This is a genomic window from Candidatus Eisenbacteria bacterium (assembly GCA_035712145.1).
GTDB lineage: Bacteria > Eisenbacteria > RBG-16-71-46 > RBG-16-71-46 > RBG-16-71-46 > DASTBI01.
In genome coordinates, this window is sequence record DASTBI010000264.1 from 1 (window position 1) to 9,816 (window position 9,816).

8 protein-coding genes are annotated in these 9,816 nt (G+C 68.0%); 6 read left to right on the forward strand and 2 right to left on the reverse strand.

Annotation, left to right across the window (positions count from 1 at the left end):
- Positions 1 to 187 precede the first annotated feature (187 nt).
- The 4 genes from VFQ05_18495 (at position 188) to VFQ05_18510 (ending at position 5,497) form a co-directional block, all read left to right on the forward strand.
- Positions 188 to 799 carry a sigma-70 family RNA polymerase sigma factor gene (locus VFQ05_18495; GenBank protein HET9328760.1) on the forward strand — a complete coding sequence of 204 codons (612 nt, stop codon included), beginning with the start codon at positions 188 to 190 and terminating at the stop codon, positions 797 to 799.
- Complete coding sequence (locus VFQ05_18500; GenBank protein ID HET9328761.1) at positions 780 to 2,285, forward strand: carboxypeptidase regulatory-like domain-containing protein; 1,506 nt, start codon at positions 780 to 782, stop codon at positions 2,283 to 2,285. The genes VFQ05_18495 and VFQ05_18500 overlap by 20 nt, the downstream gene beginning before the upstream one ends.
- Positions 2,286 to 2,364: 79 nt before the next feature.
- Positions 2,365 to 4,305 carry an OPT family oligopeptide transporter gene (locus tag VFQ05_18505; GenBank protein ID HET9328762.1) on the forward strand — a complete coding sequence of 647 codons (1,941 nt, stop codon included), beginning with the start codon at positions 2,365 to 2,367 and terminating at the stop codon, positions 4,303 to 4,305.
- A 67-nt stretch (positions 4,306 to 4,372) separates the two neighbouring features.
- Positions 4,373 to 5,497, forward strand: coding sequence for a hypothetical protein (locus tag VFQ05_18510; GenBank protein HET9328763.1), 1,125 nt, complete (start codon positions 4,373 to 4,375; stop codon positions 5,495 to 5,497).
- Here VFQ05_18510 and rfbC read toward each other — a convergent pair.
- Complete coding sequence (gene rfbC / locus VFQ05_18515; GenBank protein HET9328764.1) at positions 5,478 to 6,026, reverse strand: dTDP-4-dehydrorhamnose 3,5-epimerase; 549 nt, start codon at positions 6,024 to 6,026, stop codon at positions 5,478 to 5,480. The genes VFQ05_18510 and rfbC overlap by 20 nt on opposite strands.
- Before the next feature lie 146 nt (positions 6,027 to 6,172).
- On the opposite strand from rfbC, the gene VFQ05_18520 reads away from it, so the two are divergent.
- The gene (locus VFQ05_18520) at positions 6,173 to 7,126 is read left to right on the forward strand and encodes a GDP-mannose 4,6-dehydratase (protein ID HET9328765.1); all 954 of its coding nucleotides are present in this window, start codon (positions 6,173 to 6,175) and stop codon (positions 7,124 to 7,126) included.
- A gap of 13 nt (positions 7,127 to 7,139) precedes the next feature.
- On the forward strand, positions 7,140 to 8,108 hold the full coding sequence (locus tag VFQ05_18525) for a GDP-mannose 4,6-dehydratase (protein ID HET9328766.1): 969 nt from the start codon (positions 7,140 to 7,142) through the stop codon (positions 8,106 to 8,108).
- Between the two features lie 7 nt (positions 8,109 to 8,115).
- On the opposite strand, the gene VFQ05_18530 is transcribed toward VFQ05_18525, so the two are convergent.
- A partial coding sequence (locus VFQ05_18530) for a carbamoyltransferase C-terminal domain-containing protein (protein HET9328767.1) occupies positions 8,116 to 9,816 on the reverse strand: 1,701 nt, incomplete at its 5' end.

Below are 9,816 nucleotides of genomic sequence, written 5' to 3' on the forward strand. Positions count from 1 at the left end.
GACGAGCGCGGAGTAGCGTGTTTGCGATCGGAGCGCTCGTCGCAAAACGAGCTGCCCGACCGTGGAAACGCTCCGAATTCGCTGGCGAGCCCGCGATGAGCCACCCGCCCCGGAGGGAGCGCCTGGCTAAGTCAGAAGGCCGCACAGCCTTGACAGGCCCTTTGCCACGGGAGTAAGCCGTTGCGGAATGAGTGAGGCGGGGCGGCGTACTACGAACGAGACGGCAGCCGACGAGGCGGGGCTCGTTCGTGCGGCTCAGGCAGGAGACTCGCGGGCTTTCTCGGAGATCGTGATCCGCTATCAGCGGGCCATCTACCGAGTCGCCTATGGGTTCACACGCGTTCCCGCGGATGCGGACGACCTGGCCCAGGAGACCTTCGTGCGGGCCTATCAGGCGATCGGCCGCTTTCGCGTGGGCGAGCCGCTCTATCCATGGCTCGCGAGGATCGCGTCGAACCTGGCGCTCTCCCTCCTGAGGAGCCGCCGACGGAAGCCCGAGACCCCGCTCGAGCCGTTGCTCGAAGCAGGACAGCAGTGGGGGAAGGAGGAGGATCCCGGCCGCGCCGTCATGGACCGGGAGCAGAAGGAGCATCTGAAACAGGCGCTGTCGGAGCTTTCGCCCGAGCACCAGGCCGTGCTGGTGCTGCGAGGCGTCGAGGAGATGTCATACGAGGAGATCGCCAGGACGTTGAACGTTCCGCTCGGCACCGTGATGTCTCGGCTGTCACGCGCGCGCACCGAGCTGAAGACACGACTCGCGGCAAAGACCGGAGAGACTCATGAGCCACCTGCGTCCTGAAGAGCTGAGCGCCACGCTCGACGACGCGCTTCACGGCGAAGCGCGGGAACGGGCGGAGCGTCATCTCGCCGGCTGCGCGTCGTGCCGGGAGGCGCTCAGAGCACTTGCCAATCAGGATGCAAGCCTCCGCTCGGCGCTCACCCACGACCCCGGAGAGGCGTACTTCCAGGACTTCGCCGCGCGCGTGGAGGACCGCATCCGCGCCGCGGGCCTCAAGGGCGCTCAGGCCCGTCTCGACCGCGAGGGCTTCTGGGGCTGGCTCTCGTCTCCTCGCCGTCTCGCGTGGGCCGGAGCCGTCGCCGCCATCATCGGCGGCGCCGGCATCGTCATGCTCACCGGACGGCATCAGCGTCTGCTGCTCGAGAGCCCGCGGATCGAGCGCGGCCGCCAGGCACAGGAGATCAACCCCCCGCAGTCCGAGCAGGAGAGGATCGCCGCCGGCGATGAAGCTCAGAAGGACGTCGGTGCTGGAGCCAAGGAATCGAAGCTCGGCGACCAGGCCAGTCTTTCTCAGGAGGAAGCCGGCGCTCTCCGCGAAGCGCCGCAGAGCGCACCCGCGCCGCAAGCCGAGCCACCCGCGCGTGGAGAGGCTTCGACCGGCGCAGCGCCCCTGCGCGCTCAGGAAGTCCGGCGCAGCGTCTCCGGCGAGGACGTGCCCGTGTCCGGACAGTCCAGGTCCTTCGCCCAGGCGCCGGCGCCCGCGTCACCCACCACCGGATCGCGAAGCGCCCTTTCGGCCAAGCCGCAGGCGGCGTCACCCATGGAGCAGCAACCCACCGCGAACCTCGCGCCCCGGGATCGCGACGCCTCCACTCGTCTTTGCGGCCGGGTGGTGGATGCGCGCCAGCGTCCCGTGCCTGGCGCCACCGTGGCGCTCGCCGACCGCGGACTCGTGACCAACGCCGGGCCGGACGGGCGCTTCTGCTTCGACGCGGCCGCCGGTCTGCACGAGCTGTCGGTCATGGCGGTCGGCTACGAAGCCACGCGGCTCCAGGTGCGGATCGAAGGGGAATCATCCGAGGCGCTCGTGACGCTGCGCCCGGTCACGGTGCTCGACGGCCCCCTGGCGAAAGCGCCCGCCGTCAAACCCACGTCACCGAGCATGGGAACCCTCGCATCGCCCCAGGGCAAGGCCGCCGGCGATGCCACGTACGGCTACCTCGAGGAGCCGGTCTCTACCAAGGCCAGCGCGGCGCTCGAGCGTGCGCGCGCCGCGTCACGGCGCGCGGACTCCATGGGAACCCCGTCGGCGTTCGATGCGGCGGCGGCCGCATGGGCCAAGGTGGTGCCGCTCGCGGCGTCCGGACCGCCCCGCAGCGACGCGCGATACGAGGTCGCGGAAGCGCGCTTCCGCGCATGGCAGCTCGCTCCGACTTCTTCACGCGCCAAGTCGGCCCGCGCCGCCATCGACGCCTTCCTCGGCGCCGAGCCGGCCGGAGCCCGCAGGGATCAGGTCACGGGGTGGCGCGCTCAACTCCCTCGCTGAGTCTCGAAACCTCTTGAGATCGGGCGGCCGCCTCGGCCACCCTGTGGTCCCCCGCGGGCAACACCCCATAGGAGGACACGTGGCGACCGAACGGATCCCTGCGGTCGAAACCCCGCGCACGGCCGAACAGATCGAGCGCGACTGGTACGAAAACGTCTACGCCGGCGACCACGTGCCGCAGCTCACGCTGCGAGCCCTCATCATGGGCATGCTGCTCGGCGGCTTCCTGTCCGTGTCGAACGTCTACATCGGGCTCAAGGCGGGCTGGAGCATGGGGGTCGCCATCACCTCGTGCATCCTCGCCTACGCGATCTTCGCCACGCTTCACAAGGCGTTCCCCAAGTGGTTCCCCGACTTCAGCATCCTCGAGAACAACGCCATGCAGTCCTGCGCCTCGGCCGCGGGATACATGACCGGCGCCGGGCTGGTGAACGCGATCCCGGCGTTGATGATGCTGAACCCTCAGGCCGTTCCCGGGATCTGGCCGACGTTCCTGTGGATCGTGGTGATCTCGTGGCTCGGGGTGTTCCTCGCCGTTCCCGCCAAGCGCCAGATGATCAACATCGAGCAGCTTCCCTATCCGAGCGGCATCGCGGCCGCGACCACCCTGCGCGCGCTGCACACCAAGGGGGACAAGGCCCAGCGCCAGGCTCGGGCCCTCGGGCTGGCGGGGCTGACGGGCGCCGTCATCACCTGGCTGAGAGACGCGGAGGGCGTGTGGCTCAAGGTCACCGAGCTGGCCTGGATGCCTTCGTGGGCGCCGTTCCGCGAGCTGGTGTCGCCGACATGGGCGTCGTGGCTCAAGTATCCAAAGATCCGCGCCACCTGGGGAACGGACTGGATCTCGATCGGGAGCTACAAGCTGAACCAGCTCACGATGTCGCTCGAGGGGTCGCTCTTGTTCGTCGCCGCCGGAGCCATTCTCGGCTTCCGCCAGGCCTGGAGCATGATGCTGGGCGCGGTGATCAACTACTGCGTGCTGGCGCCCATCATGATGGACGCCGGCATCATCGCCGACAGCGGCGGTTCGGCGTTGCGGCGCATCTCGTCCTGGAGCCTGTGGATCGGCGTTCCCATGATGGTGACCTCGGGACTCCTGCTCTTCTTCATGCAGTGGAAGACGGTGGTCAGGGCCTTCAGCACGCTGACCACGTTCCTCAAGCGCAAGCCTTCCGCGAACGATCCTCTGGAGAGGATCGAGGTCCCCGGCTCCTGGTTCCTGGGCGGAATGCTGGTGCTAGGCGCCGCGGCGGTCGTCCTCGGCAACTCGATCTTCGGGATCGAGTGGTGGATGGGGGCGATCGCGGTCGTGCTCACCTTCTTCCTGGTCGTGGTCGCCGGGCGGGCGACCGGTGAGACCGACATCACGCCCACCGGCCCGCTCTCGAAGATCACGCAGCTCGCCTTCGGCGCCATCAGGCCCGGGGACATCTCGACCAATCTGATGACTGCCAACATCACGGCAGGAGCGTGCAGCCACGCGGGAGATCTGCTCACCGATCTGAAGAGCGGCTACCTGCTCGGCGCCAAGCCCCGGCAGCAATTCCTGGCGCAGTTCTTCGGCGTGCTCGCCGGCGGGCTGGTCGTCGTGCCCGTGTTCTTCCTGCTGGTGCCCAATGGCTCCGTGCTCGGCACCGAGCAGTGGCCGGCGCCTGCGGCGCAGGTGTGGCGAGGGGTCGCGGAGCTGCTCTCGAAGGGCGTCGGATCGTTGCATCCCACCGCTCAAACGGGCCTGCTGATCGGAAGCCTGGTCGGCATCCTGCTTCCCCTCCTCGAGATGTGGTTTCCGAAGCAGAAGAAGTTCATTCCCGCGGCCACCGGGCTCGGCATTGCCTTCACGATCAACGGCTTCAACGCGATCATGATGTTCCTCGGATCGATCGCCGCGGTGTGGCTCTCGAAGGCGAAGCCCGCCGTTCACGAGGAGTACACGGTGCCGGTGGCATCGGGCATCATCGCCGGTGAGAGCCTGATGGGTGTGCTGATCGCGCTGCTCGTGGTCGCGAAGGTGCTGGGGTAGACATTCCCGTCAAGGCGGCGGCCGAGCCGGCCGAAAACCATGGCGTCCCTTCCCTTGGGAGATCGCCATGCACTCACTCGCGCTCGTGTTGCTGCTCGCGAAGACCGAAACCGGCCTCGTCGGAGACCCTCCGGCCGTTCATCGACAGCTCACGGCCCAGGTCGCGGCCGCTTATGACGAGACGCGCGGCGGCTTCGTCACGAAATCCAAGGCCCCGGTCGAGAGCGCCGTCGAGCTGGCGCTCCAGCAGGCGGGCGCGGACAAGGAATGGCTGCGCAGGGCGGAGACGACCCTGCGGTGGACCCATGGCCTCATGGACACGCTCACCGGTGGCTATATCCACGACGCCAACATGGCCGACGGAGAATCGCAGGTGGGGGACAAGCGCGCCGACTCCAATGGACGGCGCCTGGAACTGCTGGTGAGGGCGTGGCAGTTGACCGGGAACGCCACCTATCGTGACGATGCCGAGATCGTGGTGAACTGGGCGGAGCGCGTGCTCCTCGACGGACGCGGCGGCTTCGTCACGGCTCAGATCGGAGATCGCGAGCTCGTGCCCGAGGCCAACGGTCCGATCATCCGCGGCTGGCTGGCCTATGCGGCCGCCACTCACGACTCTCGGCGCAAGCGCTTCGCGCTTCTGAGCCTGGATCGGGTGTGGGAAGAGCACCGGCACGAGGCGCTCGGTCTCGTGCGCAGGAACTCGATGGGCGACATCGACAAAGAGCCCCAGCTCATGGACCAGGTGGAGATGGGCCGCGCCTATCTCCACGCGGCTCGGCTATGCGGGCGAACCGAGGACGCGAATCGCGCGCGCGCGCTCGGCGATCTCCTCCTGGCGCGCTTTCAGGACGAGAAGGGCGGCTTCCGCACGCAGTCCATGCCGAGCAAGACCGGAACGATCCGAAAGGCGCGCTCCGTCGCTTCCGAGAACGCCCGGGCGGTGCGCTTCCTGGGCGAGCTGTCCGCGATGACCGGGGACGCTCGCTACCGCGCCGCCGCGGGACGTGCGACGGAAGCCTTCGCCAAAAGCCTCGCCAAGGCCGAGCTCGACGCCGCCGACTGGGCGCTCGCGGTGAAGGCCGCTTACGATGCCGATCTTCCGAATCGCGCCCAATTCGTCGCCGAAGCGGAAGAGAACAGCGAGCCGCCGCGCCGGCGGGTGGTGCGCTTCAAGACCGGGAAGCGCTAGCGCCGCCCAGCAGCGGCCACGCCTTGTCGCGCTCCGAGGTCTGAGAGCAGGGTAGCGGCCAGGCGATCGCGAGCGCGGGATCGTCCCACCGCAAGCCGCCTTCGTGCTCCGGCGAATACCTCCCCGTGACGAAGTATTCGACGAGGCAGTCCGACACCAGGGTCTGAAAGCCATGGGCGCAGCCTCTCGGGATCAGCAAGAGCTGCTGGTTTTGGGCGCTGAGCTCGGCGCCGACCCAGCGGAGGTAGGTGGGGGACGCCGGCCGGAAGTCGACGCACACGTCGAAGATCGAGCCGCGCAGACACTGAACCAGCTTGTCCTCCGCTTCGGGCTCCCGCTGGAAATGGAGGCCGCGGATCGCGCCCGCGAGCCGGGTATGGGAGCGGTTTCCACGCATGATGCGGAAGCCCGGGTCGACGGTGCGCAGCACCTTCACGTCGAACACCGAGGCAAAGCTCCCACGCTCGTCGCCGAGGACGTCGAGCTCGATGCGATGACAGCCGGCTATCGGAGTCGGAATCAGTTTCATGATTGGGCGCGCAGTCTAGGATCGGCCGGCGCGGATGGTCAACGGTTCGCCCACCGTGCGCCGGCGCTCATTGACGCTCCCCGGCCGAACCCCTACTTTCTTCGGCCTTCCGTTCATCCCCCTCGCTGTCGCTTGAAGGAGACTCGATGCGCCGCGTGCTCGTGACGGGTGTGACTGGATTCGCCGGCAGCCATCTCGTGGACTACATGCTGTCACGTGGGGACTGCGAGATCTTCGGCATCCAGCGCTGGCGCAGCCGCACCGAGAACATCGAGCACTTCGCCGACAAGATCACCATTCTCGAGTGCGATCTCCGGGACGCCTCGTCCACCCGCGACACGCTGGAGAAGGTGCGCCCGGACTGGATCTTCCATCTGGCGGCACAATCGTTCGTTCCGACCTCCTGGAGCGCTCCGACCGAGTCGCTGACCACCAACATCGTCGGGCAGGTCAATCTGTTCGAAGCCATGCGGCGCCTGGGACTCCAATGCCGAATCCAGCTCGCATGCTCCAGCGAGGAGTACGGCATGGTGTACCCGGACGAGATTCCGATCCGCGAGACCAACCCGCTGCGGCCGCTCTCCCCTTACGCGGTCAGTAAGGTCGGCCAGGACCTGCTGGGCTACCAGTACTGGATGTCGTGGAAGCTCGACTGCGTCCGGACCCGCGGCTTCAACCACGAGGGTCCGCGCCGCGGCCCGGTGTTCGTGGCCTCCGACTTCGCCAAGCAGATCGCCGACATCGAGAAGGGCCGCAGACCTCCCGTGGTCCACGTCGGAAACCTCGAGGCCAAACGCGACTTCACCGACGTGCGTGACATGGTCCGGGCCTATTGGCTGGCGCTCGAGAAGGGAGAGCCCGGCGAGGTCTACAACATCGCCACCGGACGATCGTGGACGATCCGCGAGGTGCTCGACCAGTTGCTGTCGCTGACCACGACCAAGATCGAGGTCCGGCAGGATCCGGCTCGCCTCCGGCCCAGCGATGTGCCCGTGCTGCTCGGAGACTCCTCGAAGTTCGTGAAGGTGACGGGGTGGAAGCCGACCATCCCCTTCGAGCAGACCCTGCGCGACATGTTGGACTACTGGCGCGCGCGCTGACGGCTCGAGCACGGTGGGCACCTCGCGAATCCTGATCACCGGCGCGAACGGCTTCGTCGGCCGTCACCTGGCGCGTCGCATCGCCGAGGGCGGGGACACGGCACTCGGGCTCGGGATCGACCAGGCGCCCGAAGACCCGACCCCCCTCGCGGCATGGTGGACGGCCGACCTGGTCGATGAAGCCGGGCTGCGCTTGGCGCTCTCCGAGGCGAGGCCGGATGCGATCGTGCACCTGGCGGCGCAGAGCAGCGGCGCGCTCTCGCTGGAGCGCCCGGTGGACACCTATCGGGTCAATGCCCTCGGTACGCTGAGCCTGCTGGCCGCCGTCCGTGCAACGGCGAAAGAGGCGCGAGTGCTGGTGATCGGAACCGGCGAAGTCTACGGAGCCCTGGCCGATGGAACGCGGGTCGCCGAGGATGCGCCGCTCCATCCCGTCAGTCCCTACGGGCTGTCGAAAGCGGCGGCGGACGTCATCGCCGAGAGCTGCGCGCCGATGTGGGACCTCGACGTGGTGCGCGTACGGGCGTTCGGCCACTTCGGACCCGGTCAGCGCGAACATTTCTTCGTGCCCTCGGTGGCCCGTCAGATCGCGGAGATCGAGTCCTCGGGAGGCGAGCCGGTGCTGCGAGTGGGCAACCTCGACGTGACCCGCGACCTGACCGACGTGCGGGACGTCGTCGAGGCCTATCTCGCGCTGCTCGAACGCGGGCGATCCGGCGCCGCCTACAACGTATGCCGCGGTCAGGGCATCCGTCTCGCGGATCTGGTCGCCGCGCTGGGCGAGCGCGCCCGGCGACCCATCCGCATCGAGGTGGACCCGGCTCGCGTGCGACCCGCCGATCTGCGCTACCTGGTGGGAGACCCTTCGGCCATCCTGCGCGACACCGGTTGGAAGGCCACGATCCCACTCGCGAAGACGCTCGACGAAGTGCTCGAGGAGTGGCGTGGACGAGCTACGGGAGTCGCCCCGCACGACCGCTGAGCGACGGTCAGCCTTCGGACTTCTCCAGCCAGTACGAGCCGATGCAGAGCGCGTCCATCCGGGTGCGCTCGAAGCAATCGATCGCCTGCTCCGGGGTGTGCACGATCGGCTCGTTCTCGTTGAACGAGGTGTTGAGCAAGACCGGCACGCCCGTGCGCTGCTGGAACGTCGTGATCAAGTCGTAGCTGAGGGCGTTCTGGTCGCGGTTGATGGTCTGCACGCGTCCCGTGCCGTCTTCGTGCGTGATGGCGGGGAGCTTGGGGCGCCACTCCGGGCGGACTTTGTAGACGATGATCATGAACGGCACCGGGTGGGTGCCCTCGAACACCGTGGGCAGGTCCTCCTCGCGGATGATCGGCGCGAAAGGACGGAACGGCTCCCGATTCTTGATGCGGGCGTTCAGCGTGGCCTTCATGTCGGGCACCGCGGGGTTGCACAGAATGCTGCGGTTCCCCAGCGCGCGTGGACCCCATTCCTCGCGGCCCTGGAACCAGCCCACGATCTTGCCCTTGGCCAGCGCTTCCGTGGTGACGTCCAGCAGATCCTGACGCTCGAGCTTGCGGAAGGGCCGTCCGTTCTTGCGCACGGCCGGCTCGATCTGCGCGTCGCCCCACTCGGTGCCCCAGTACGAATGGGTGACGGGTCCGTTGCGCGCCGCCCGGTGCTTGGTGTGGAGCACGTAGAGTGCGGCGCCGATCGCGGTGCCGTCGTCGGATGCCGCGGACTGGAAGTAGGCGCGGTCGACGTAGCCCTCGGTGATCATCCGTCCGTTGGCCACCGAGTTGAGAGCGCACCCACCCGCCATCACGATGTCGCGCTGGCCGGTCTCGCGAACGACGGCCGAGACCATCTCCAGGAACACCTCCTCGTAGCGCTTCTGGACCGAGGCGGCGATGTCCTGCTCGCGCTCGCCGATCTCGCTGTTGCGCGGGCGCGCGGGGCCCAGCGCCCGCTCGAGCTTCGGTCCCCAGAGGCGAGGCAGCACGATCTCGCCTTCCACGATCGTCTCGAACGAGGTCGTCGTGCGATGGTGCTCGTAGTAATCGAGGTTCAGACGCAGCCCCGCGTCGTGGCGGTAGGCCACGAGGTCGCGCATGACCGACGAGAAGCGGTCGCGCCCGTAGGCGGCGAGCCCCATGACCTTGTACTCCTCGCCGTAGCGGTCGAAGCCGATGAACTGGCAGAGCGCGGTGTAGAACACGCCCAGGGAATGGGGCCAGAAGCTGCGGCGCAGCACGCGGATGTCGTTGCCTTCGCAGAGCGCGGCGAGCGTGGTGGCGAAGTCCCCCGCGCCGTCGATGGTGAGCGCGGTGGCGCGCTCGAACGGCGACCAGAAGAACGCCGACGCCGCATGGGCGACGTGGTGCTCGACTTGATGGAAGGCCGCCTTGAGCCGGTCGCGAGGGATACCGAGCTCGGTGCAGATGCGGTCCGGCGTCCCCTGCACCGCCTGATGCACCGCGAAGCGTCGCCGCGCCATCTCCATCCCGCTCTCCGGATACTGCAAGAGGAACCTCGCCTTGGCTTGCATGTTGGCGAATGGCGCGCGGGCCACGGCGATATCGGTGAGATCGGTGACCTTGGCTCCCGCGATCCGCAGCACCTCCTGGATGGCCAGAATCGGGAAGTCCGCGCAGTGCTTGCGGCGGTTGATGCGCTCCTCGGCGATCGCGGCCAGGACGCCCTTCTCACTGATCAGCGCGGCGGA

Excerpts from the sequence above, each read along its gene's own strand:
- VFQ05_18520 (HET9328765.1), top strand. The coding sequence starts at position 6,173 with ATGCGCCGCGTGCTCGTGACGGGTGTGACTGGATTCGCCGGCAGCCAT.
- VFQ05_18495 (HET9328760.1), top strand. The coding sequence starts at position 188 with ATGAGTGAGGCGGGGCGGCGTACTACGAACGAGACGGCAGCCGACGAG.
- VFQ05_18510 (HET9328763.1), top strand. The coding sequence starts at position 4,373 with ATGCACTCACTCGCGCTCGTGTTGCTGCTCGCGAAGACCGAAACCGGC.
- rfbC (HET9328764.1), bottom strand. The coding sequence starts at position 6,026 with ATGAAACTGATTCCGACTCCGATAGCCGGCTGTCATCGCATCGAGCTC.
- VFQ05_18500 (HET9328761.1), top strand. The coding sequence starts at position 780 with ATGAGCCACCTGCGTCCTGAAGAGCTGAGCGCCACGCTCGACGACGCG.